At 42.3% G+C, this 23569-nt stretch carries 19 protein-coding genes; 9 read left to right on the plus strand and 10 right to left on the minus strand.

The window, feature by feature from the left end; all coding sequences use genetic code 11:
* Positions 1-11: 11 nt before the first annotated feature.
* The 4 genes from ACFSVN_RS11420 to ACFSVN_RS11435 all read right to left on the minus strand — a co-directional run bounded on the left by ACFSVN_RS11420 (position 12) and on the right by ACFSVN_RS11435 (position 6009).
* Complete coding sequence (locus tag ACFSVN_RS11420) at positions 12-1064, minus strand: efflux RND transporter periplasmic adaptor subunit (protein WP_390302702.1); 1053 nt, start codon at positions 1062-1064, stop codon at positions 12-14.
* 148 nt (positions 1065-1212) lie between these two features.
* Positions 1213-4443: a WD40/YVTN/BNR-like repeat-containing protein gene (locus tag ACFSVN_RS11425; RefSeq protein WP_390302705.1), complete on the minus strand. Its 3231-nt coding sequence runs from the start codon at positions 4441-4443 to the stop codon at positions 1213-1215.
* A 217-nt stretch (positions 4444-4660) separates the two neighbouring features.
* Positions 4661-4984 carry a hypothetical protein gene (locus tag ACFSVN_RS11430; RefSeq protein ID WP_390302708.1) on the minus strand — a complete coding sequence of 108 codons (324 nt, stop codon included), beginning with the start codon at positions 4982-4984 and terminating at the stop codon, positions 4661-4663.
* Positions 4985-5304: 320 nt separating this feature from the next.
* Positions 5305-6009, minus strand: coding sequence for a metal-dependent hydrolase (locus tag ACFSVN_RS11435; protein WP_390302711.1), 705 nt, complete (start codon positions 6007-6009; stop codon positions 5305-5307).
* Positions 6010-6188: 179 nt separating this feature from the next.
* Between ACFSVN_RS11435 and ytxJ the strand changes: the two genes are divergently transcribed.
* From ytxJ to ACFSVN_RS11455, 4 genes are all read left to right on the plus strand, one after another.
* Complete coding sequence (gene ytxJ / locus ACFSVN_RS11440) at positions 6189-6581, plus strand: bacillithiol system redox-active protein YtxJ (protein ID WP_390302714.1); 393 nt, start codon at positions 6189-6191, stop codon at positions 6579-6581.
* 112 nt (positions 6582-6693) lie between these two features.
* A complete protein-coding gene (locus tag ACFSVN_RS11445; protein ID WP_390302717.1) occupies positions 6694-7614 on the plus strand; it encodes a hypothetical protein in 921 nt (306 codons plus the stop codon).
* 57 nt (positions 7615-7671) lie between these two features.
* On the plus strand, positions 7672-8298 hold the full coding sequence (locus ACFSVN_RS11450) for a sensor histidine kinase (protein ID WP_390302720.1): 627 nt from the start codon (positions 7672-7674) through the stop codon (positions 8296-8298).
* A gap of 26 nt (positions 8299-8324) precedes the next feature.
* Positions 8325-8570 (plus strand): hypothetical protein, encoded by a 246-nt coding sequence (locus ACFSVN_RS11455; protein WP_390302723.1) that lies wholly within the window; start codon positions 8325-8327, stop codon positions 8568-8570.
* Here the strand turns inward: ACFSVN_RS11455 and mtnA are convergent.
* The 4 genes from mtnA to ACFSVN_RS11475 form a co-directional block, all read right to left on the minus strand.
* On the minus strand, positions 8551-9594 hold the full coding sequence (gene mtnA, locus ACFSVN_RS11460; RefSeq protein WP_390302726.1) for an S-methyl-5-thioribose-1-phosphate isomerase: 1044 nt from the start codon (positions 9592-9594) through the stop codon (positions 8551-8553). The genes ACFSVN_RS11455 and mtnA overlap by 20 nt on opposite strands.
* A 62-nt stretch (positions 9595-9656) precedes the next feature.
* Entirely contained in the window at positions 9657-11351 is a 1695-nt protein-coding gene (gene ggt, locus ACFSVN_RS11465; RefSeq protein WP_390302729.1) for a gamma-glutamyltransferase, read from the minus strand.
* Positions 11352-11439: 88 nt separating this feature from the next.
* On the minus strand, positions 11440-12351 hold the full coding sequence (gene xerD / locus ACFSVN_RS11470; protein WP_390302732.1) for a site-specific tyrosine recombinase XerD: 912 nt from the start codon (positions 12349-12351) through the stop codon (positions 11440-11442).
* A gap of 2 nt (positions 12352-12353) precedes the next feature.
* Positions 12354-14762, minus strand: coding sequence for an HD family phosphohydrolase (locus tag ACFSVN_RS11475; RefSeq protein WP_390302735.1), 2409 nt, complete (start codon positions 14760-14762; stop codon positions 12354-12356).
* Positions 14763-14938: 176 nt separating this feature from the next.
* On the opposite strand from ACFSVN_RS11475, the gene rsmA reads away from it, so the two are divergent.
* The 5 genes from rsmA to ACFSVN_RS11500 all read left to right on the plus strand — a co-directional run bounded on the left by rsmA (position 14939) and on the right by ACFSVN_RS11500 (position 19086).
* Positions 14939-15712 carry a 16S rRNA (adenine(1518)-N(6)/adenine(1519)-N(6))-dimethyltransferase RsmA gene (rsmA, locus tag ACFSVN_RS11480; protein WP_390302738.1) on the plus strand — a complete coding sequence of 258 codons (774 nt, stop codon included), beginning with the start codon at positions 14939-14941 and terminating at the stop codon, positions 15710-15712.
* Positions 15713-15876: 164 nt separating this feature from the next.
* Positions 15877-16164 carry a co-chaperone GroES gene (gene groES / locus ACFSVN_RS11485; RefSeq protein ID WP_390302742.1) on the plus strand — a complete coding sequence of 96 codons (288 nt, stop codon included), beginning with the start codon at positions 15877-15879 and terminating at the stop codon, positions 16162-16164.
* Between the two features lie 49 nt (positions 16165-16213).
* Positions 16214-17884: a chaperonin GroEL gene (gene groL, locus ACFSVN_RS11490; protein WP_390302745.1), complete on the plus strand. Its 1671-nt coding sequence runs from the start codon at positions 16214-16216 to the stop codon at positions 17882-17884.
* A 390-nt stretch (positions 17885-18274) separates the two neighbouring features.
* On the plus strand, positions 18275-18700 hold the full coding sequence (locus ACFSVN_RS11495; protein ID WP_390302748.1) for a hypothetical protein: 426 nt from the start codon (positions 18275-18277) through the stop codon (positions 18698-18700).
* On the plus strand, positions 18697-19086 hold the full coding sequence (locus ACFSVN_RS11500) for a DUF3224 domain-containing protein (protein ID WP_390302751.1): 390 nt from the start codon (positions 18697-18699) through the stop codon (positions 19084-19086). The genes ACFSVN_RS11495 and ACFSVN_RS11500 overlap by 4 nt, the downstream gene beginning before the upstream one ends.
* Before the next feature lie 8 nt (positions 19087-19094).
* Here the strand turns inward: ACFSVN_RS11500 and ACFSVN_RS11505 are convergent, their stop codons facing one another.
* Both ACFSVN_RS11505 and ACFSVN_RS11510 read right to left on the minus strand, forming a co-directional pair.
* The gene (locus ACFSVN_RS11505) at positions 19095-19688 is read right to left on the minus strand and encodes a YdeI/OmpD-associated family protein (RefSeq protein WP_390302754.1); all 594 of its coding nucleotides are present in this window, start codon (positions 19686-19688) and stop codon (positions 19095-19097) included.
* Positions 19689-19798: 110 nt separating this feature from the next.
* Positions 19799-23461: a multifunctional oxoglutarate decarboxylase/oxoglutarate dehydrogenase thiamine pyrophosphate-binding subunit/dihydrolipoyllysine-residue succinyltransferase subunit gene (locus ACFSVN_RS11510; protein WP_390302757.1), complete on the minus strand. Its 3663-nt coding sequence runs from the start codon at positions 23459-23461 to the stop codon at positions 19799-19801.
* Between the last annotated feature and the right edge of the window lie 108 nt (positions 23462-23569).

The following is a 23569-nucleotide window of genomic DNA, read 5'->3' on the forward strand; positions in this document are numbered from 1 at the left end:
GAAAATCCTGCTTACAGATTTATGATGTTTACTTTTGAACTGTCTTGCAGGCTACCCTGACCAATCGTGACAACGATCTCGCCGTCTTCAAGTCCGTTGATCACTTCCACATTCAGTCCATTGGTATAGCCAGTCTGGATCTGCTTTCTGAATGCGAGTGAATCCCGGATCACATAAACGCTTTGTGCCAAATCTTCAGACATAACTGCAGATTTTGGGATCATGCGGGTATTCTTCCGCGTATCATATACGATCTTGACACGACCGAACATTCCGGGTCGGAGCATGTCTTTAGTTTCATCTACAAATACAGTGACTTTGAAAGTCCCTGTCTCTGAATCCACTACCGGACTTATGCGCTCTACATGCCCCATAAACGTTTGATTCGGAAGGGCATCCACACGAAGCTCAGTTCGCTGATCTTTTCTGATCTTAGCCATTTCGTGCTCGGGTACATATAGGATAGCCTGGAGCGGACTGAAATCTGTAACTCTGAAAACCTGCTCATCTGTTCCGATCATATTTCCGCGCTTGACAAATCGTTCAGATACTACACCACTGATTGGAGACTTTATGGAAGTGTATTCCAGGTTGAGCATCGCCAGATCATACGCGGCTTTTTGGGATTCATATTCGTATTGGGAATTCTGGAAAGTCTCAGCTGCGATCAGATTTTTATCGAAAAGCTCCTTGTTTCGCTGAAATTCATTTTTGAGACGGTCGAGGGTAGCTTTGGCACGGGCTGCTTCAATTTCATATTGTTCATCCTCGATCTTGGCGATCACCTGCCCGGCTTTCACCTCATCACCTTCTTCTACATAAATTTCATTAACAATACCCCGGACTTTTGAAACCACTGTTGCCTCTTGTTCGGCATCGAGTGTGGCAGTATTGGCATAATAAGCTGAGATATCACCACGGCTAACGTTGCTGACTTCAACGGGTATTACCAGATTCTCATCTTCGTTATTATTTTCTTGTTCGTCGCCGTTGTTGCATGCAGTAGTTCCGATTAACAGTACGGCTAACAGCATAGTGGGGATAAAGTAGCGTAGATTTTTCATGTAATTATTGACCGTTTTGATTATATGTCCAACGATCGCTATTACGCTTACTCGAAAACTTTGTTACGAAGAGAAGAAAGATTGGGAAATAAAAAAGGAGAAGTACAAAAGCACTTCTCCTTTAAAACCTATGCTAATTATAGCATTTTTAATTTTCAATAGGAGGAGCTCCGATGGCTTCCAGGGCACGTTGCAGTTGTGGCATTTCGGAGCCAATGAACGCATCGATATTCTGCTTGATGGCTTCAAGTTCATTTTTACCTGCCTCAACGGTTTCTATGTGGGTTTGAGTTGGGCCATAGGTTGTACTTAAAGTACGGAAACCAACATACATTCGCTGTGAAGGAGTAGGAGGATTTTTCTCCCCAACTTGTCCTTTAGCCTCACTTCCGCTCATGGCTTTATCAAACTCCAGCAACTTCATGCGGGCATTGTGCAGACGTTCCCTTAATGCCGGATCTTCACTTTCGGCCCGAGATAAAGCAGTTCTCATGGCCTCGATACGATCCATTTGCTCGGCTAATTCATTGGATGTAGCAGTAAGATCCTGTTGAAAAGCGATCAGGTTGTGCATGAATTCCTGCCGGAGTTCATTTGGTTTTCTCTCAAGAGCGCCATCAAATAATGGTACTACATCGAAACTGATAGGTTCTGAAAGCTCGCGGGTCTCACCGTTATCAACGATCGCCATACTGGCAGTGTATGTTCCGGGTATTACAGGGAAGGCGTCACTGAACCATCCACCGCTACCGGCAGACTCAAGAGTGATCATATTTTTTGAAGCATGACGTAATTCCCAATTCACACGATGAATTCCTTTCTTGGCAGGCCCTTTCACTCTGTTGATGACCGTACCGTTTTCATCTTTAATGGTTATTTGTACAAAAGGATCTTCGGCTGCGATCTCCTCATCGAGTGCATCCCAACCTGGAAAAGGTACATCTTCATTATCATCTAACTGACGCTCCCGCTGTTGTCGCTGCGCCTCTTTAGAAAGATGATCTTCCTTCAGGTAATAGGTGAATACGGCACCAAAAGGTGGGTTATCCGCTACGTAATCGGTATCACCCTGCGAATCAACTTTGCCCGTAGGCATATACCATAAGGCATCCCGTGTTGGGAAGAGTACACCGTCTTTTGCCAGGGTTTCGCTATTTATTTCCCGGAGTGGAGTATAATCGTCGAGTATGAAAAAACCTCTTCCGAAAGATGCTCCCACCAAGTCTTCCTGTTCCCGCTGTATGGTGATATCACGGAATGAAATTGTAGGCGCTCCGCCTTTTAGTTGTACCCATTTGTTTCCACCGTCAACGGTAAAGAATATGCCGAATTCCGTGGCTGCAAATAGCAGGTCTTCATCAACATGATCCTGAACGATCCTCCATACTACATGGCGTTCGGGTAGGCTACTGGATATATTGGTCCAGCTTTGTCCGCGATTCGTACTTTTTATAATGTACGGTGTGAAATCGCCATACTTGTGATTATCCATAACAACATAAACCGTATTGGCATCAAATAAGTCTGCTTTGATATCATTTACGAAGGCCGTTTCAGGGATACCTCTGATGTCACCTAATTCGATCCTGCGCCAGTTATCTCCACCGTCTTCTGTTACTTGTAACAATCCATCATCTGTTCCTGCATAGATCAGACCTTCTTGAAGGGGAGATTCTGCCAGGGATGTTATGGTATTGTAATTCGACATTGCGCTGATATCCCAGGGATTATCCCAGCTTTTCTGCTTACCCATGATAGGCAAAGTGATGCGCTCCTGATCCCGGGTCAGATCACCGGAGATCGGAGTCCAGCTGTCGCCCCTGTCATCGGTTCTCCAAACTCGATAAGAGGCAAAATATATACGGGTCGGGTTATGTGGACTTACTTCAATAGGGGCGTCCCAATTAAACCTTTCGTGCTCTTCACCTTCACCGGCCTGGGGTTGAATGAATACAGATTCTCCGGTTATTCGATCAACGCGGTGTAAGGCACCCTGTTGGAATTCTCCATAAACGATATTAGGGTTTCCGGGTTCCGTTGCAGAGTCATGTCCGTCAGCACCAAGGGTTTTGAAGAAGTCACGGTTTCTGATTCCTTCATCATCGGTTGTTCTTGAAGGGCCACCGTTAGAACCATTGTCCTGAGTTCCTCCGTAAACGTAGTAAAACGGTTTGGCGTTATCTACGGAAACTTTGTAGTACTGCATGATGGGCATGTTTCCGAAAAAGCGCCATGAATCCATAAAGTCAAAACTCTCATACAATCCCCCATCGGTACCGATCATAATATAATCGGGATCACTTTCTTTAAAGGCTATAGCATGGTCATCTACATGCTTATTGTTATTGTTGATGGTTCTGAAGTTAGCCCCGTGATCATCAGAGATGAGCGTATAGTTGCTTACCAAAATGATCTGCCCGAAATTATGAGGTGAAGCATAAAGTTCCTGATAATAATGTGGTCCGGTACCACCTGAAACGGCATCTGACATTTTCTTCCAGGATTCACCGCGATCATCTGACATATACAAACCGCCGGTTCTTCGGTCTAGTTCAATGGCAGCATAAACGATATCAGGGTTCTGAGGAGAGATAGCTAAACCGATCTTTCCCATATTGGAACTTGGTAATCCCCTCGTAAGTTCTTCCCAGTTTTCACCGCCATCCGTACTTTTATGAATACCGGAACCGGGTCCGCCACCCATATAAGCCGCTACAGTACGATGCCGTTGCCAGGTTGCAGCGTAAAGCACGTCAGGGTCTCTTGGGTCTATAAGAATATCTGTTACGCCGGTCCATTCATTTCCGCTGAGAACATTTGTCCAGTTTTCACCGCCATCTGTGGTTTTATATAAACCACGCTCGCCTCCGCTACTCCATAGCGGGCCTTCGGCAGCAACCCAAACAATGTCTGAGTTTTCAGGGTGAACTATGACATTGGAAAGGTGTTCAGAGTTTTCGAGTCCCATATTGGTCCAGCTATTACCGGCATCTGTACTTTTATAGATTCCGTCCCCAAAACCTACGTGACGTCCACCTACATCTTCACCGGTACCAACCCAAATGATATTAGGGTTATTGGGGTCTATGGTAACCGATCCGATGGAATAGGAACCTTCGTTGTCAAAGATCGGCTCCCAGGTTGTTCCGGCATTGGTTGTTTTCCAGACATTTCCGGATCCAACGGCCACATACCAGATATTTTCATTATCGGGATGAATATCAATATCGGCTATTCGGCCGCCATTAAATGCAGGACCGATATTACGCAGTTCCAGGGCGTTGTAGTTGACTTCTGAAACGGATGTCTGCCCGAAAACAGCAACCGGCATACAAAGCACAAAGAAAAGTAAGACGAGTGGAAAATGTTTCAATTTCATAATAGTCAGTTTTAATTATGGGTAAGAACGAAAAACCTCGGATTGATGAGTAGTCCGACTTATACTACAAAATTTTTTTGAACCTCAATAATTTCCGGGTATTAATATTAGCTTGAGTGCCTTTTGGGGCAGATATGGTGTCTGTTTCCCCTAATGTACCAGAAACAACCGGGCGCAATTTCCAATTTGGAAGAAGTGGATAAGGTTAGGGATTGAATTAACTGAGAAGAGCGAATGCAACAGTAATTGTAAAAATAATGACCATCATGAGAACCAATCCCAGACATCCGCTTTTTTCGGATCCAATAACCGGCTGACCGGCTTTATGCAGATCAAATACAATACCATTCATTCCAAAGCCAAATTGAACGGTGCAGTTCACTTCCTGCCCTTCCTCATTAATGGTAAACACATGTTCGGCTCCCAGCATGGAGTATTTTGAGGAAACGGTTTCCCCGTTAACTTTTACCGTTTCCTTTCCAAGCAGTGAGTTATAGAGCTCAATTTTATTAGTACCTAAATGAATAGTAGTGTATTTCATTTCGATGTTTTGGTTTGAGTGAAGCCTAGATTAAGACCAATAGGTTAAAGGATTTTGAGTTAATGAACGGGTATAATTATAAAATTAGCAACTCCTGTTTTTAAAAATTCTACGTGCTAACGGTAACGATATACATTTGTAATTTTTCTTCAGTTGGACCGGGAGGTCCTGTCCGGCATTCCCAACCGGGTGGTTGGGAACGAGGTTAGGGGGTGAGGTTAAGGATTTCAGGTCCTTGGACGCATTATAGCATGAGCCAAATAAAAAAGCCACAAACCCTATTTCAGATCTGTGGCTTTGGGAGGGAGATATATTTGATCTCATTCCATAAAATTTGCTCCTTTTTCAGGAATGATGACTTTGGTGTCAGAAATATCTTCAAGAATTTCTTTGAATTCATTCGGGTCACTGTCTATGGGTGGCCATGTTCCGTAATGACATGGAACGGCAATTTCGCAGCCTATCATATCCACAGCATAAGCAGCTTCCTCCGGCCCCATTGTGAAATGATCTCCGGTTGGGGCAAGTACCACATGGGGTGCGTACAGTTCTCCGTATAATTCGAGATCAGCGAATATATTAGTGTCACCCATATGGTATACACAAATATCATCTTCAAATGAGATAACGAGTCCGCCGGGATCGCCCGCATATTTTCCTTTATAGGATGAACTGTGGTTGGCAGAAACGAGGGTAACAGAAAAATCATCAAAGTGAACGGTTCCGCCTTTATTAAATCCGACGGCTTGATCTTCCGGCAAGCCTTCTTCTTGCAGCAAACCTACAAGCTCTAAAATTCCAACAACTTTAGCCCCGGTCTTTTTTGCGATCTCCACCGTATCGCCCACGTGATCTTCATGTCCGTGCGTGAGCAGGATATAATCGGCTTTATCAACTTCTTTAAGCTCATCGGGGGTAGCGGGATTATCCTTCAGAAAAGGGTCTATATAGATTATTTTTCCGCTTTGGCTTTCCAGCTTAAAAGCTGAGTGACCTAACCAATGTGCTTTGATCTGTGTATTCATGAATCTCCTTACATTTATTTCTTTAAATCATTAACTCTATCTATTTAGGTATAATGGATTATAATTAAAAATGGTTTAATTTTTTATGATCAGTTAGAAGTTAGATATTAAGCAAGTATTTTTTCTATGATGCTATCTTTCTAAAAGACCAATTAATTATCTATGAACAGGAATACTCTATGAGTTTATTTGAAAAAATTGGCGATATATTTAATTCTGAAAGTGAGAGCAAAGCTGATTTTGGTTGGGCTTCGATGCATGTTGAGGATGAGCTCAGTGACATGTTGAAAGCCTCCAACACTAAACCACAAGTGATCTACAAGCACAGTAACCGGTGTGCCACCAGCTTTTTTGCTTTGAAAAACATACAAAGGCTTTCAGAAGAGGAAAGGAGGAAGGCCGATTTCTATATGGTTGATGTGATCGGCCAGCGTGCATTATCTTCTCAGATCTCAGAAATGCTGGGAGTTCGTCATGAATCTCCTCAACTTATTATTTTAAAAGATGGTGAAGTATGTTGGCATGGATCTCATCATAATGTAGGGGCCGAGGCAATAGAAGTAAATATATAGGCTCTGTGTGTTTGACATCTGATAATTGTATATTTTTGCCAGCAAGTTTTCAAAGCAAAGATAACTGCTTTAGTCCCAGTTAATTAAATGATGAAAACATATCGGAGAATGAATGGAGGTTAAAGATCAGAAAGGGCAGACAGCCAATGTTTATCAGCCCCTTACAATGGATTATCTCCTTGGCAAATTTGGGATCAGAGATCTAAAATTTATTACTCTTTTTAGTATCTGGGTTGGACTGATAGGGCTAAGTATCTCTTCCGTTTTTATTGTGGAGCATTTTTTTGGGTTTTCTGATATCCTGAATCAGGATAAGATCGGACAGGTTTTTTTGATCCAGATCCCCATGCTTATTGGGATGATGTTGGTATTCTGGCTTGGTTTTGAATGGGGATTTATCCCGGTTTTTGTATCGACTTTCGTGCTCGCATTTACGGCTTCGATGACTTGGTATTGGTCGCTTTTGTACTCCATGTCATTCACTCTTGGCTTATCAGTCTATGCACTATGTTACTATTGTGTGTCGTTTGATCTGAGCCTTAGGAATATCAAGAGTTTCACGTTTTACATTGTAGTATCACTTTTTGCAGCCTTGGCATGTTCTCTTGGAGCTTTTATTTGGAGCCGGTTTTATAATCTGCCGCTTTTTGAAACATTGGTAATTTGGAAGAGTTGGTGGGTGAGTTTGTTCTTACAATCCTTTTTGATCGGCGGACCGTTGCTCTACTTTTTAACACCTGCTGTTTATCGCTTAAGGAAAAAGCAGTTTGATATTCCTCCTAAGAATGAAGTTTCCCTGACCTGGATCTATTCCGCAATAACCACGGTAGTTTTAGTACTGGTGATGTTTATCATTTCAGCAAAGCTATTAGGCTCTCAGTCAATAGAGCAAGAACTTGCAGGCTCAGGAGTTACTTCAGATGCTATTGCCAGCATGACGAGTGTAAATGAGTCTTTTGAGATCGTGACCTGGATCTCGATCACTTTGGTATTCTTCATTGGGGTGGGAAGCATATATCTGGTGGGAAGCTAGAATAAATCCCTGCAGAAGGAAGTTGATGATCAGACTCATGAATTGCGAGAAAAAGAATTGAAATTAAGTTCTGCTTTGAATGAAAGAAATCAATTGTTGAATGAGATCCATGACCGGGTTCGTACAAACCTGACGATGGTACTTGCAGTATTGGAACTTCAGCTTAAAAGTGATTCAAATAAGACAAATGAGCAGATCTTAAGGGATTCACATTCACTGATCCGTTCCCTTACTATTGTGCATGAGTCTATGTCTCAAACTAAGCGAGCCAATCATGTAGACCTTAAAAATTATGCGATCAAATTAAGTAACAGAATTGAACAATCACTTCGTAAGGAACAAAAGAATATTACACTAAAAGTTCATGCAGATGATGGCATCGATCTGGATATGGATCGGGCGATACCTTTTGCAATGATCACTAATGAATTGGTGATGAACGCCTGTATACATGGTTTTAAGAAAGGGGATAAGGGGCATGTAGTTATTGAAATTTTTAAAAGTGAGGACAAGCTATTCTTGAAAGTAACTGATAGCGGTATTGGCTTGCCGTCTAATTTTGAGCAAAAAACAGCTAAGGGAATTGGAATGCGTATAATCAGAGCCTTTGCTAAACAGCTTAATGCCACATTAGATTATTCCTCTGATGAGGCCACCTCATTTAAGCTTCAATTATCGTTGTAAGGAGAAAGCATACACAAATTGGTGAAATGAAAAGCTTTTTTATCTGGCTTATTGCAGTAATTATCGGTGGAATGTCAGGATTTGGTGTCAGTTACCTGATAGGTTATAATATGTACTTAGCGGTAGGGTTAGGTATTATTTTTGGAAGTACAACCGGGGTCACCATCAACATCCATCGGGATCGAGATATCCAATTACCGGATAATGAGCTTTCCAATGAAAAAGATCCCGGTGGAAAAAGTTCAGGAAAGGTCAGTCAAAAAGCTTCCTGATGTTCTTTTTAAAGTCAGGCTTCACAATTCCTTTTTCTGTAATAAAACCAGTTATATATTTATTTGGGGTAATATCGAAAGCAGGATTATAAGCATCCGTTTTCTTTGGTGTGATAGGCGATTTGCTGATATGCGTAACTTCTTCAGGTTCTCTTTCTTCAATTTCGATCTCCTCACCCGTTTCAGATTCAAGATCGAAAGTGGAAAGTGGCAGGGCAACATAAAAGGGGATCTCATTTTCTTTTGCCAATACAGCAAGCGAATAGGTTCCGATCTTATTGGCGGTATCTCCATTGGCAGTAACCCGATCTGCACCTACTACCACCATGTCAACTTTACCCGCATTCATAAGTGAACCGGCCATTGAATCTGTGATAAGGTGAAAGGGGATCTCGGCTTTTTGTAATTCCCAGGTTGTCAGTCGTGCTCCCTGTAAAAGTGGTCTGGTTTCATCAACCCAAACGTGAATATCTTTTTCTTGATCGTGGGCGTGCAGTATCACTGAAAAAGCCGTTCCATAAGCTCCGGTAGCCAAGGCTCCGGTGTTACAATGGGTGAGAATATTCCAGTTCTTTTTTACTAATTCAGAGCCGTTCTCACCTATTTTTTTACATACACGTTTATCTTCATCATGGATGGTTTTTGCCGTTTTCAGGATGATCTCCTTGATCTCGTCAAGCTCTTTATCCTTATTGGCATAAACGGTTTGATTGATCCGTTCCAGTGCCCAACTGAGGTTGGCAGCCGTTGGCCGTGATGATTTCAGATATTCGATCCATCTGTTCAGTTCCACATTGAAACTGGTAAAATTCTTGGAATCGAGTTCCCGGACCCCAAGATATAGACCGTAGGCCCCCGCAATGCCGATGGCAGGGGCACCACGTACTTTCAGCTTTTTTATGGCATCCCAAACCTGACCAATGGTATTAACATCAGAATAGATCTCTCTAAGCGGTAACTGAGTTTGGTCTAAAATTGACAGATGATCTTCTTCCCATGTAATTGATTGGTAAGATTGCTTCATTTATATAAGAGTTTTATTAACTGAAAAATTTTAGAAGACTGGTTGAACGTGTGCTTATGTAACTAGTAACCCGAGGCATGGCCATCACCTCTTGGATCGACTCCGCTGTTAAGGTCCCCGTTCTGATCAACATAAATGTTATGAGCTCTACCTATCCCGGGCATTGGGAATAATCTGTGTCCCCTTTCTTCTAAGGCTTGTTGTGTGTCAGGGCTCAGTCCAAAATCATCAAAAAATATCATATCAGGAAGCCATTGATGGTGAAAACGGGGTTGCGCTGTTGCCTGTTGCGATCTCATCCCAAATACTGCTTTATTTAGGAAACTTTGAAGAGTAGCTGTAATAATTCTTGGACCACCGGCTGCACCTAATACCATATCAACTTTTCCATCCCTGGTAACAATAGTGGGAGACATGCTGCTCAGCATCCGTTTACCCGGTTCAATAGCATTTGCTTCTGCACCGATCAGGCCGTAGGCATTGGGTTCCCCGGGCTGGGCAGAAAAATCATCCATCTCATTATTCAAAAGAAACCCTGCTCCGCTAACAGAAACGTGACTTCCAAATGATCCGTTGAGGGTAGTGGTCACAGAAACAGCATTACCGTCCTTATCAACTATTGAAAAGTGAGTGGTTTCAGATGATTCTAAAAAACCTGTAATTTCACCATGCTCCAAAGATTCGGATGTTGTGGCTTGATCGGCACTGAAAGAAGCCATTCGATCATTGTTGTATTCTTCACTTAAAAGCTCTTCCATAGGAATATCAATAAAGTCGGGGTCACCTAAATAATAAGAGCGATCAGCAAAAGCCCGGCGCATGGCTTCGCTCACTACATGCACATATTCCGCTGAATTATGCCCCATTTCAGCTAATGGATAATCATCGATCATTTCAAGTATCTGTGCGATGGCAACGCTACCACTGCTTGGTGGCGGCATGATGTGTAATTTGTATCCCAGGAAGTCTGCAACAATGGGTTCTCTCCAAACGCTCTCATAGTTTCTGAGGTCTCGATAGCTTATCAATCCGCGATAGCGACTCATTTCATTAACGATCGCATCAGCAACCGGGCCTGAGTAAAAACCTTCTCTTCCAAAACGGGCTATACGCTCAAGAGTTTGGGCCAGGTCTTCCTGTACAAAAAGGTCACCTTCCTCGAATAAAGTTGAATCCCCGGTAGTGAAGTATCTTGCTGAAGCCTGATATTTCTTGAATGTATCCTTATGATTATTCAAGTCCTGAGCCTGAGTATAGGAAAGAGTGTATCCCTCTCTGGCGAGCTTTATGGCCGGCTGGATGACCATGTCTAACGGCATACGCCCGTAGCGTTCAATAGCTTTGACCATTCCATCTACCGTGCCCGGTACACCCACTGCTAAAATACCTTCCCAACTCAAGTCAGATTTAAACTCTCCGTTTCTAACATACATATTGCGGGTTGCTCGTTCGGGAGCTTTCTCTCTGAAATCCAGTGTATTGGTTTCACCATCTGCCAAATGGACGACCATGAATCCGCCACCCCCAATGTTTCCTGCTCGCGGCAATGTTACAGCCAAAGCAAATTGAACGGCTACTGCTGCATCAACAGCATTACCGCCTTGTTGAAGGATCTGTTTCCCAATTTCAGAGGCGTGGTAATCGGCTGAAACAACTATGCCATTTCCATAGGATTTTGAGGTAAGAACCTGAGCCGTTAAAGTTTGGGTTGTGAAAAGAAGCGTGAAAGCCAGTAATAGAATTCTTGTAAAAGCCATGAATAAGATAAATTTAGTTGGTTCCTAAAATAGCAGAAGTAAAAGCTTATTGCTCAACGAAAATTTTTATGATTTATTAGCTGAAATATCAGGCTCTTGGGTGAAACTCCTTATGCACCTGATGCAGGAATGACCGGTCGATATGGGTATAGATCTCAGTAGTTAAAATGGAGGAATGTCCAAGCATCTCCTGTACCGCACGAAGATCGGCACCACCTTCCAGCAAATGCGTAGCAAATGAGTGCCTGAATATATGAGGATAAACGTTTTTTTTGATATCAGCTTTTTCTGCAGCTTTCTGAACAATATTCCAGATACTCATTCTTGATAACGCACTTCCCCGCATACTGAGAAAGACCTTGTTTTTAGCTTTGTGATCTTTTTCCGGGTTATAGAATTGAGGACGTACGTGTTCTGTGTAATGTGAAATAGAATCCTGGGCGATCTCACCAACAGGTACCAGACGTTCCTTGTTTCCTTTACCGATCACTCGTATAAAGCCAATTTCAAAAATAAGACGATCTTGTTCTAGTCCTGTAAGTTCACTTACACGCATTCCCGTTCCGTATAATGTTTCGAGGATAGCTTTGTCACGGATACCGTAAGGAGTGGTCAGGTCGGGAGTGGTCAGGATGGCTTCTATCTCATCTCTGTCTAAAACTTCGGGGAGCTTAGATGCTTTTTTGGGAAGTTCTACAAGCTCTGCCGGATTGGCCTTGGTGATGCCCTCCACAACGGCAAATTCATGAAATCCCCTGATGCTTGAAATATTACGTGCCAGGGAGCTTGCAGAAAGTAATTCTTCATCTACCAAGAAATTTAAAAAATCTTCAATATGAGAAAGCGTAACACCTGCCAGGTCATTGATCTTCTTTTCTGTGGTGAGGAATAAAAAATATCGTTCAAGATCATTTTTATAAGAGACTACGGAGTTTTCACTCAGTCCTTTTTCAAGCTTTGCAAACTGCAGGTATATATCCAGTTCTTGCTTGAATGCCACAGTTAGTCGTTTGTTTTTTCTTGTTCCTGAGTTTCTTCTATCCCGTTTTCAGAGGCCTCAGCCTTTTTCTGCAGCTTTTCAGCTGCTTCTTTTTCTTCGGCCTCACGTTCTTTGTCTTCAGGATACTCAACCCGGCTATGGTAAACACCAACCAAAATATTCAGGAATGTTTCTTTGATCACCTGAAGATGCCTGAATGTAAGCGGGCTGTGACTAAGTTGTCCCTCCGCAACCCGGTCATCGACCATTCGGTTTACAAGATTTTCGAGTTTGCTGTAGGTTGGGTTTTTCATGGCACGAGAGGCCGCTTCAATTCCGTCAGCAAGTAACAGTATACCTGTTTCCTTGGATGATGGAAGGGGACCTTCATATCGAAATTGATCTTCCTGAAGCATGCTTTTGAGGCTATCATCTTCCTTGGCTTTTTCATAAAAATAACGGATCACTGATGTGCCGTGGTGCGTTTTTATGAAGTCAATAATGATATTCGGCAGATCTTCTTCTTCAGCCATTTTTACACCTTCACTCACATGCGCTTTTATAACCATCGCGCTCATTTGTGGTTTCAGCTTATCATGCTCATTATTTCCTTTGGATTGATTCTCGACGAAATATTCCGGTTTTACCATCTTTCCGATATCATGGTAAAGAGCCCCGACCCTGCATAACAACGAATTTGCTCCTATTGCTGAAGCCGCAGCCTCAGATAGATTGGCTACCTGAAGACTATGATGAAATGTTCCGGGCGCTTTATTCATCAGCTTTTTAAGCAATGGCTGATTGGTATCTCCAAGCTCGATGAGGGTAAAGTCGGTTGTAACACCAAAAACCTTTTCAAATAATAGAATTATCGGATAGGTAAATAAGATAAAAACAGAACTGATGGCAATATACATCAGGTCTGAAGTGAACATATCCCAACCGCTTAATGTAGCTACATTAAAGGAGCCTACTACCATTAAGTATGTTATGAAGACAATACCGGGTGTGGTAAAAAAGAATTGAGAACGGTCTTTAATATCACGAACAGAAAAAACACCTAAACTGCAGGCCGTAAACGTAGCAACTACAAATTCAAAACTGTTCCCATTTACTAACCCCAACAGGCTTGCAAGCATGATTGCTGATACCAGGCCGACCCGGGAATCAAAAATAATGGTAAGTACGATTGGGGCTATGGCAACCGGAATTATATAGGGATCTGCAATATCGAAGTAATTTATTAACCCGGCAGAAAATGAAACCAAACCAAGGATAAGGAATACTAACAGGAATAATGCATTGTCTGAAGTAATACTTCTTCGATAAAGATAGATATACATAAAGAAAACAAAAGTGACTGCAATGATGATGATCAGTTGTCCTGCGAAACGAACCCATTTTTCAATTTGGCTGGCATTCTCTGAACGAGCCTCTGCCAGGCTTCTTAAAATGTTAGCGCGTTCCGCCGAAACTAAGTCACCTCTACGGATAATAACCTGCCCTTGAGCAACAGCTCCCTTTGTTTCTGAGATATCTGATAAGGCAACTTGTAAACGCTCCTGTGTATCTTCTTCACTGAAACGTAGGTTAGAAATGATTACTCTGTTGTAGATCTCCATAGCGAGGCGGGACTGATCTTCACTAAAAACTCTGTTCAGCCTGAACTGTACAAATTCATTGGCTTCCCTAAGATCCCTGATCCGGGCAAGGTCAACCGATTGTTCTGTGCTTTCCCTGTTATTCCGGATGATGATATTATTGGTTTGCAGAGTGCTTTTATTTTGATTGATCACTCCCTGACTCATCAATTGATCAATAAGAAGTTCAAGCTGTTGTTTTATCTCAACCCCTACAAATTGACTTGGAGCTAGATTATTTTCCTGAACCTGGTCATAACTCTCAAGCAGGACCTCCCATGAACTTTCAGTAAAATCTATTTCAGATTCACTGATCTCGAGAGCAAAATTGGCACTGTCGGCATCTGCTGAAGTGGCTGATTGTCGTGTTGCTTCTTGCCAGGCATGGTATGATTCCAAAACAGGCTGAATTTCCCTGTAAATGGAATCAAGACGGGTTTGAACAGTAATTGGAATATTCTGGTCGATTCGGAAAATAGGAGCTGTAGAAGTTCGAATTTCTTCACGCTCCTCTTCCAGTTCTGCATCCGTTTTTTGAATGGAAAAAGTAAATGGGGCAGTTAAATCAGCATTTCTCCATGGCTGCCCCGGGGTGTAGTTTAATCCGGAATTAACAGGGTTACGCGGTAAAGAAAAAGCACTGATCGCGACAAATAAGATCAGTATGAGAATGCGAATATAGGGATTTCTCCTTAGCGAATACTTTTCCTGTTCTTTTTTCTTTTTTTCACCAATTAGTGGTGCGATCTCTTTTTTCTTTTGGCCTAAACCGATTTTTTCAAGAAAGCTCATTAAGTATGTATCTATGAGGGTTTACTTGGAAGGTTACCAAGCGAAGGATAATTTACAAATCTTTTTACAGTTTAAAGTGAACAGTTATCAATAAGAGATAAAGGTGATTTATTTTGACATTTGCTTAATAAAAGCCAAGCTTCTGTTCACTTATAACTGAATATTCTTTACTGTACATGTCTTTTAGAACAAAAAAAAGTCTCGGCCAGCACTTTCTGACGGATAAGAACATCATTTTTAAAATTATTGATGCCATTGTCGCAGAGAAAGAGGATCGGATCATCGAGATCGGTCCGGGTACCGGAGCTTTAACGAAGTGGCTTACCGAAAAGTTTACAAATGTACATGCGATCGAGTTAGATCAAAGAGCAGTAAAAGTACTGAAGCAGGAAATTGAAAACCTGGTAATCCATGAAAAGGATGTGCTAAAAGTTAACTGGCAGGATATGGTTGATCCGGTCAGTAATGATGTAGTGATCGGAAATCTACCTTACTATATCACCTCTTCGATCTTGTTCGACCTTCTTGAAAACCGAAAGTTATTTTCTGAAGCCATTCTTATGATGCAAAAGGAAGTAGCTGAGCGGTTGGTTGCAGAACCTTCATCGAAGGAATATGGGATACTTAGTGTGCAAACCCAGCTTTTTTGCACACCTGAGATTCTATTTGAGGTATCACGTAATTCATTCAGCCCACCACCAAAAGTTACGAGTGCCGTTATCAAACTAAAATTTGACAAACCGGATCTGAGCTTTTCAGATCAAACATTGAAAACCGTAGTTCGAACCGCCTTCAATCAACGGCGAAAAAAATTGAGCAATTCTCTGAAGCCGGTATTGGGAGATTATCAACCCGATGGTTTTAACTTTGATGATCGTGCCGAGCATTGGTTGCCCGAAACCTATGCAAAGTTGTCAGAGCATTTAGAACAGTCTGACAGGCTTTCTTAATTCCTGAGAAATTCCGCCTAAAAAACAGTCAATTCTACCATATTAGACGGGTTTGTATATAATTGTTTTGGTTTGGTACGGAAGTTGCACTAACTAATACGAAACAAAGTAGGGCATTGCCCAAAAAATTTAATTAATAACCAAAACTAACAGGAGTCATAAAAATGGCTAAGATTAAACCTTTAGGCGACCGTGTGTTGGTACAGGCTGAGCCTGCTGAAGAAAAAACCAGCTCCGGAATTATCATTCCCGATACGGCTAAAGAAAAACCGCAACAAGGTACAGTGGTAGCGGTTGGTGCCGGCAAAGTAGAAAACGGCAACAAAATTGAGATGAGCGTGAAGAAAGGAGACAAAGTGCTCTATGGAAAATATGCAGGTACCGAAGTAACTCTTGATGGAGAAGAGTACCTGATCATGCGCGAATCTGATATCATGGGTATTGTATCGTAACCCACCTTTCCAAAGAAATTAAATCACAAACTTAAAATTATAGATAATTATGTCTGCTAAGTTAGTTCATTATGACATTGAAGCACGCGACGCCCTGAAGAAGGGTGTTGATAAGTTGGCCAATGCTGTTAAAGTAACCTTGGGCCCACGTGGACGCAATGTTGTTATAGAAAAATCATTCGGATCACCTACGGTAACAAAAGATGGTGTAACCGTTGCAAAAGAAATTGAATTATCTGATAAAGTCCAGAATATGGGCGCTCAGATGGTTAAAGAAGTAGCTTCCAGAACCAGCGATAATGCCGGTGATGGAACAACCACTGCTACCGTTCTTGCTCAGGCTATTCTAAGCGAAGGTCTGAAGAATGTTACTGCCGGTGCAAATCCTATGGATCTGAAATCCGGTATTGAGAAAGCGGTTAAAGTGATCGTTGAGGATCTCAAAAAAATGAGCCGTGATATTGACGATCGTAAAGAGATCGCTCAGATCGGAACCATTTCAGCCAACAATGATGAAACCATCGGAAACTTGATTGCCGATGCAATGGAAAAAGTTGGTAAAGACGGTGTTATTACTGTTGAAGAAGCAAAAGGAACTGAGACTTACCTCGAAACTGTAGAAGGTATGCAGTTCGACCGTGGTTATCTTTCTCCTTACTTCGTGACTGATTCTGAGAAGATGATAACCGAAATGGAAGATCCTTACATCCTGATCTTTGACAAGAAGATCTCTGCGATGAAAGACCTGCTTCCAATTCTAGAAAAAGTAGTTCAAAACGGAAACCCGTTATTGATCATTGCTGAAGATATTGAAGGCGAAGCATTGGCTACTTTGGTAGTTAATAAGCTCCGTGGTTCTCTGAAAATTGCTGCCGTTAAAGCTCCAGGCTTTGGTGACAGAAGAAAAGCTATGCTTGAAGACATTGCCATCCTAACCGGCGGTACTGTAATTTCTGAAGAGCGTGGTTACAAACTTGAAAATGCTACGCTTGATTTCTTAGGCCGCGCATCTCGTGTTACTATCGACAAAGACAACACTACTATTGTTGATGGAAACGGCAAAGAAGATGACATTACAGCTCGGGTAAATCAGCTTAAGTCACAAATTGAGAACACTACTTCTGATTACGACCGTGAAAAACTTCAGGAACGTCTTGCCAAATTAAGTGGCGGTGTTGCAGTACTTTATATTGGTGCAGCTTCTGAAGTTGAAATGAAAGAGAAGAAAGCTCGTGTTGAAGATGCATTGCATGCAACACGTGCAGCCGTTGAGGAAGGAATTGTACCCGGCGGTGGTGTTGCTCTGCTTCGCACCATTAAATCTCTTGATAAGATCAAGGGCGATAATGATGATGAAAATGTGGGTGTTCAAATCATCCGCAGAGCATTAGAAGCTCCTCTTCGTACGATAGCGAACAACGCCGGTGCTGAAGGCGCTATTGTTGTTCAGAAAGTACTTGAGGGCAAAGATGCATTCGGTTACAACGCACGTACCGAAGTGTATGAAGACCTGATCAAAGCCGGTGTTATCGATCCTACTAAAGTTACCAGAACAGCCTTGCAAAATGCTGCTTCTGTATCCGGATTGATGCTCACCACTGAAGCTGTTATCTCTGAGAAGCCTTCTAAAGGTGACGATGATGACAATGGCGGAGGCGGCATGCCAGGTGGCATGGGCGGCGGAATGCCAGGAATGGGAGGCATGGGCGGAATGATGTAATTCATCTTCGCTAATGATTTCCTCGCTCCAACGCTCTGCGTTGGAGCGGATGTTATGACGCCCAGCGTCGTAACAAGAAACTATAAACCCTGCACATTAAGTTGTGCAGGGTTTTTTTATGAGAAACATGCAAAACTGTCCCGTTAGGGACACAATCTTTGTAATGAATAGCACTCTAATATTGCTCTCGCTCCATCGGAGCGTTATGTTTTTTCGATCTAATTTCGTGGTCTGTAGTCTAAAAATACCGCACCACGGAGCGGTTTTTTGTAAGGATTTTTTCATAGATGTTGATCCTAAGGAGTAAATTAAGAAGTCAGGATTTTACGTTTCCATTACATTCCAATTTTCCTATAATCTGCTGTTCTCCAACACATTAAATAATCGAGTATGAAACCATTTTTAAGAAATTCCCTGGCTGCTCTTGCAGGTCTCATTGTAGGAGGGATAGTGAACATGGGGATCATCATGATCAGTAGCTACATCATACCTCCGCCCGCTGGTGCTGATGTAACCACCATGGAAGGATTGCAGGAATCTATGCACCTGTTCCAGCCCCGGCATTTTTTGATGCCATTTTTGGCGCACGCTTTGGGAACTTTGATAGGGGCTTTTCTGACAGCTTATTTTGTGGTATCCGAGCCCAAGAAGTGGGCACTATTCATTGGCTGTTTTTTTCTTTTAGGAGGGGTGAGCAATGTAGTTGTGCTTCCATCACCGCTTTGGTTTAATATAGTTGACCTTGTGGGAGCTTATATTCCAATGGCATATTTAGGAGCGTTATTGGCTGCAATAATCAAAAATATAGACTCATGAAGATCTCCGGCGAATTTGAAGTAAAACTGAATCCCATTGATGGTAATGCAGAAGGAAGGGATGGCGTTACGCTGAACCGAATGTCCATCGATAAAACCTTTTTAGGTGATCTTAACGCCGTTAGCAAAGGCGAGATGCTAAGTGCGATGACTTCTGTAAAAGGCTCAGCCAGCTATGTAGCAATTGAGCAAGTTCGGGGAACATTGAATGGGAAGAAAGGCAGTTTTGTGCTCCAGCATTATGGCGTGATGGACAAAGGCGAAGACCGACTGATATTGGAAGTTGTTCCCGATTCCGGAACCGGCGAATTGGAAGGGCTGTCAGGAGAGATGCAGATCATCATCGATGATGGAAAACATTTCTATGAATTTGATTATGAATTGTAAATCATGGTTCACTTCTGATATTGATCATTCAGCCCGACACCATCCTTGATCATTGGAATGATCTTGACCAACCTGCGTTCTTTTGTAGCATCTTGTTTAGCCTCCGCAATGTATTGAGCATATTCTCTTTGTCGCCCTGGAGTTAACTTATCGAAATGAGATCTTAGCTCATTATCACCAGAAAAAGCTTTATCCAAAAGAAATGGGATCTCAGCTTCTCGGTTTACATCTATATTAACCTCTTTACCGTCTTTTTGATTATTGATCGCCTTCTGAACAAGATCATTTATAATATTGGGATCGATCTCTTCAAATGATTCAAACCTAAGTTGTCTCATAGCTTTGGTTTTACCATCCTGAGCATTTTGTAAATATCCGGCAGGATCGTCTATCAATGCACCATTGAAAAACCAAATTCCAAAGTGATGCTTAAATCCCCCTAATCCCAATACATTCTTCCCACCAAGAGTATAAACCGGCATTCCCCACTTGATGGTTTCATTAAGTTCTGTATCAGAGATCAGATTTCGTAAATAGGAAAGCTCTTTATTCCAGTTGGTAAGTTGATTAAAGAAATCTTCAGCGGATTTAGGTTTGGACATAAAAGAGTCTCATTTCTGATCGTTGTACGAGAAAAAGAAATGATTTTTCATTTAAAAAAAAAGCCTGACATTGTTAACTGTCAGGCTTCAAATTTATACTGTAAAGAGTTTTACTTAACAGTCATGGCATCTTCAACAAGCTTATTCTGTTCAGCTTCATGAATTTTTTTCTGCCCGGCAGCCGGGGAAGCAGAAGCCTGACGGCCTACATATCTTAACTTCTGTCCGTCTTGAAGCAGTTCCATAAACCGGGGTGCTACGAATGTCCAGGCTCCCATATTCTTGGGCTCTTCCTGACACCATACAATATCCTTGATGGACGTGAAATCTTTAAGTTGTTCTTCGATCTCATCATCAGCAAAAGGATAGAATTGTTCGAGCCGGGCAATAGCTACATTGTCAACTTCATGCTCTTGTCGATATTTCATTAGGTCGTAATATACCTTGCCTGAACAGATCACTAATCGTTTGAGATCTTTGGGATCTGTAAAGTCCTTATCAATGATGAAGGGCTGAAATTTACCATCGGCTAATTCATCCCTGCTTGAAGTTGCCATTGGATGACGAAGTAAACTTTTTGGAGTCATCAAAATAGCAGGTTTCTTGTTTTCCTGAAGAGCTTGACGGCGCAGCATGTGATAATACTGAGCCGGAGTGGTTACATTCATAACCTGCATATTGTCTTCAGCACATAGCTGCAGAAATCGTTCAAGGCGGGCAGATGAGTGCTCAGGCCCCTGACCTTCATATCCGTGAGGAAGATTCATTACCAACGCTGTTTTCTGTCCCCATTTGGCTTCACTTGCAGATATAAACTGGTCGATGATGATCTGCGCTCCGTTGGCGAAATCACCAAATTGTGCTTCCCAAATAACAAGAGCATCCAGTTTTTCAGCACTGTAACCGAATTCAAATCCTAAAGCGGCAAACTCACTCAACAAACTATTGTGAACATGAAAGCGTGCCTGATCATCAGAGAGGTTATTGAGAGGGACGAATTTTTGGTTGGTTTCTGTTCCATGAAGTACCGAATGGCGGTGAGAAAAAGTTCCTCTCTCAACATCCTGTCCGGTCAATCGGATAGTGGTTCCTGTTTTCAGAAGTGAACCGAAAGCGAGCAATTCTGCAAAACCCCAATCGATCTTTTTTTCATTTTTATCAACTATCTCGGCACGTTTTGCTAACTGCTTAAGCAGTTTTGGATTAGCGTCGAAATCTTTGGGAACAGTATTTAGTTTAACGGCAATATCTTTTAGTTCTTCAGCAGGATAGGTAGTATCTGGGTAGGCCTTCCACTCATCCTGAGGGGTTTCTGTCCGGTCTATAAGGTTGTCCGTAACCTCAAGATTTGGAGCTTTTTTGGCATCTTCAAAAGCTTCCTGCAATAGCTGATCAAACTCATCGAAGATCTGCTGAGTTTCCTCTTTGGTGAGTTCACCGTTTTTAACAAGATGCTCAGTGTAAACATCACGTACCGGTGAATGATCATTGATCTCTTTATACATACCGGGTTGGGTGAAAGCGGGCTCATCACCTTCATTATGACCGTGTTTACGATAACCAATAAGGTCGATCACAACATCTTTCCCAAATTTTTGACGATAGTCAAGTGCCATTTGTATGGCATAAACTGCAGCTTCTGGAGTATCACCATTTACATGGAAAATGGGAGCCAATACCGTTTTGGCAATATCGGAAGCATATTCGGTAGAGCGGCCGTCTTTAGGAAGCGTTGTAAAACCAATCTGGTTATTGATTATAATATGAACTGTACCGCCCGTACTGTAGCCTTCAAGCTGAGACATATTCAAAGTCTCAGCAACTACACCTTGCCCGGCAAAAGCAGCATCACCATGCATCAATACAGGGACCACGCGTTTAGAAGCATCTTCCTTGTCGTGATGATCTTGCATAGCTCGAACCGCTCCTTCAACAACAGGATTTACAGCTTCGAGGTGAGATGGGTTTGGCATGAGCTGAAGCTCAACTTCGTTACCATTGGCTGTTTTATGAATACCTCGTGCACCCAGGTGATATTTAACATCTCCGGAGCCCTGAATGGAATCGGGGTCGATGTTTCCTTCAAATTCAGCAAATACGCGATGGTATGGCTTATTCATAATATTAACGAGCATATTTAACCGCCCGCGGTGAGCCATACCTACGAAGAATTTTTCGATTCCATGTTCACCAGCCTTCTCAAGCAAGAAGTGGATCATAGGAATGAGTGTGTCGGCTCCCTCAAGAGAAAATCTTTTGTGGCCTATGTATTTCTTGTGCAAAAATTCCTCAAAAGCCATTGCTTGATTCAACTTATGGAGGATCTCACGCTTATCATCTTTGGAGAGTTGCGCATTATTTCCGGTCGACTCCATGGCTTCACGCAACCACTTTCGTTCTTCCAGATCCAGGAGGTGCATGTATTCAACTCCAATGTTTCCGGAATAAGTATCACGAAGCAAGCTGAGGATCTCGCGTAGCGTAGCTCGTTCTTTTCCACCTAAGCCGCCACAGTAAAATTCGCGGTCCAGATCCCAAAGGGAAAGTCCGTAATAATCGAGGTCAAGTTCGGGATTTTTACCCGGTTCTTTTCCAAGTGGGTCAAGGTCAGCCAATACGTGCCCACGCATACGGTACATATTGATAAGTCTCCAGACGCCCACTGCCCGGCGGTCATGTTCAAGCGTATTTTGTCCACCTGAAAACGGACCTGTATAATTATCTTCCCCATAAGGAAGTGGCTCATATGGGATGTCCAGATCCGAGAAAATCTGTTCATAAAAATCTTCTTGTCCGCTTAAAAGATCATCCATTTTCTTCAGGAACATGCCGGATTCAGCTCCCTGAATTACCCGGTGATCATAAGTAGATGATACAGTCATCACCTTACTCACTCCCAGCTGATTCAAGATCTCCTTAGACATTGCACGATACTCAGCCGGATAATCAATGGCACCGGTAGCGATAATAGCTCCCTGGGTTTTCATCAGTCTTGGTACCGAGGAAACTGTGCCGATAGTCCCCGGATTCGTAATACTTATTGTAGTCCCTTGAAAATCCTCTATCTGCAAGTTGCCATTTCGGGCTTTGTCAATGAGTTCAGCGTAAGCATGTAAGAACTCTTTAAAGTTCATTTTATCTACGCCTTTAATACTTGGAACGACCAGGTTACGAGAACCGTCTTTGCCTTCCAGGTCAACAGCAACACCTAAGTTTACTGAATCAGGAACTACGCGATAATGGCTGCCATCTTTATAAAGATAAGAACTATTCAGAGTCGGGAACTCCTTCAATGCACGAATAATAGCCCAGGCAATAAAATGAGTGAAAGAAGCTTTAGGTTCATTCCTTTTTAGCAGATGACGATTGATTATAGCACGATCTTCCACCATCATTTTAACAGGAAGAACCCTGAGGGAGGTAGCTGTAGGAACCTCAAGGCTATCATCCATATTCTCAACAATCTTAGTAGCCACACCTTTGATTTTTTCTAAACTTGCGTTTTTAGGTGCTTGAACTTCTTTCTTAGCATCTTGTTGAACAGAAGCTTTTTTCGTCTCCGTTGATTCCTGTCGCTTGCTATCAGAGACATTCTGTGCTGATTGTTCAGGCTGAAGTTTTTCAGGTTCAGCTTTATCTACCGGTTTGCCTTCAAGTTCATCAAAGTACCTTTTCCAGTGAGCCGGAACCGATTTTGGGTCATTTTGATATTGATCGTATAATTCTTCTACAAGTGCTGAATTGGGGCCGAATACGGCTTCAAGTGATTTCAATGGTCTGGCTAACCTCGTACGGTATTTTGAGAGCGATTTATTGTGCTAATGAATAATCCTTTAAAATGATTTAAAAACAACTGATTCTCAGTGCTTTTAATAACCCCA

This window comes from Gracilimonas halophila, assembly GCF_042684365.1.
GTDB classification, from domain to species: domain Bacteria; phylum Bacteroidota; class Rhodothermia; order Balneolales; family Balneolaceae; genus Gracilimonas; species Gracilimonas halophila.

Excerpts from the sequence above, each read along its gene's own strand:
- ACFSVN_RS11420 (WP_390302702.1), bottom strand. The coding sequence starts at position 1,064 with ATGAAAAATCTACGCTACTTTATCCCCACTATGCTGTTAGCCGTACTG.
- ACFSVN_RS11425 (WP_390302705.1), bottom strand. The coding sequence starts at position 4,443 with ATGAAATTGAAACATTTTCCACTCGTCTTACTTTTCTTTGTGCTTTGT.
- ACFSVN_RS11430 (WP_390302708.1), bottom strand. The coding sequence starts at position 4,984 with ATGAAATACACTACTATTCATTTAGGTACTAATAAAATTGAGCTCTAT.
- ACFSVN_RS11435 (WP_390302711.1), bottom strand. The coding sequence starts at position 6,009 with ATGAATACACAGATCAAAGCACATTGGTTAGGTCACTCAGCTTTTAAG.
- ytxJ (WP_390302714.1), top strand. The coding sequence starts at position 6,189 with ATGAGTTTATTTGAAAAAATTGGCGATATATTTAATTCTGAAAGTGAG.
- ACFSVN_RS11445 (WP_390302717.1), top strand. The coding sequence starts at position 6,694 with ATGGAGGTTAAAGATCAGAAAGGGCAGACAGCCAATGTTTATCAGCCC.
- ACFSVN_RS11455 (WP_390302723.1), top strand. The coding sequence starts at position 8,325 with ATGAAAAGCTTTTTTATCTGGCTTATTGCAGTAATTATCGGTGGAATG.
- mtnA (WP_390302726.1), bottom strand. The coding sequence starts at position 9,594 with ATGAAGCAATCTTACCAATCAATTACATGGGAAGAAGATCATCTGTCA.
- ggt (WP_390302729.1), bottom strand. The coding sequence starts at position 11,351 with ATGGCTTTTACAAGAATTCTATTACTGGCTTTCACGCTTCTTTTCACA.
- ACFSVN_RS11475 (WP_390302735.1), bottom strand. The coding sequence starts at position 14,762 with ATGAGCTTTCTTGAAAAAATCGGTTTAGGCCAAAAGAAAAAAGAGATC.
- rsmA (WP_390302738.1), top strand. The coding sequence starts at position 14,939 with ATGTCTTTTAGAACAAAAAAAAGTCTCGGCCAGCACTTTCTGACGGAT.
- groES (WP_390302742.1), top strand. The coding sequence starts at position 15,877 with ATGGCTAAGATTAAACCTTTAGGCGACCGTGTGTTGGTACAGGCTGAG.
- groL (WP_390302745.1), top strand. The coding sequence starts at position 16,214 with ATGTCTGCTAAGTTAGTTCATTATGACATTGAAGCACGCGACGCCCTG.
- ACFSVN_RS11495 (WP_390302748.1), top strand. The coding sequence starts at position 18,275 with ATGAAACCATTTTTAAGAAATTCCCTGGCTGCTCTTGCAGGTCTCATT.
- ACFSVN_RS11500 (WP_390302751.1), top strand. The coding sequence starts at position 18,697 with ATGAAGATCTCCGGCGAATTTGAAGTAAAACTGAATCCCATTGATGGT.
- ACFSVN_RS11505 (WP_390302754.1), bottom strand. The coding sequence starts at position 19,688 with ATGTCCAAACCTAAATCCGCTGAAGATTTCTTTAATCAACTTACCAAC.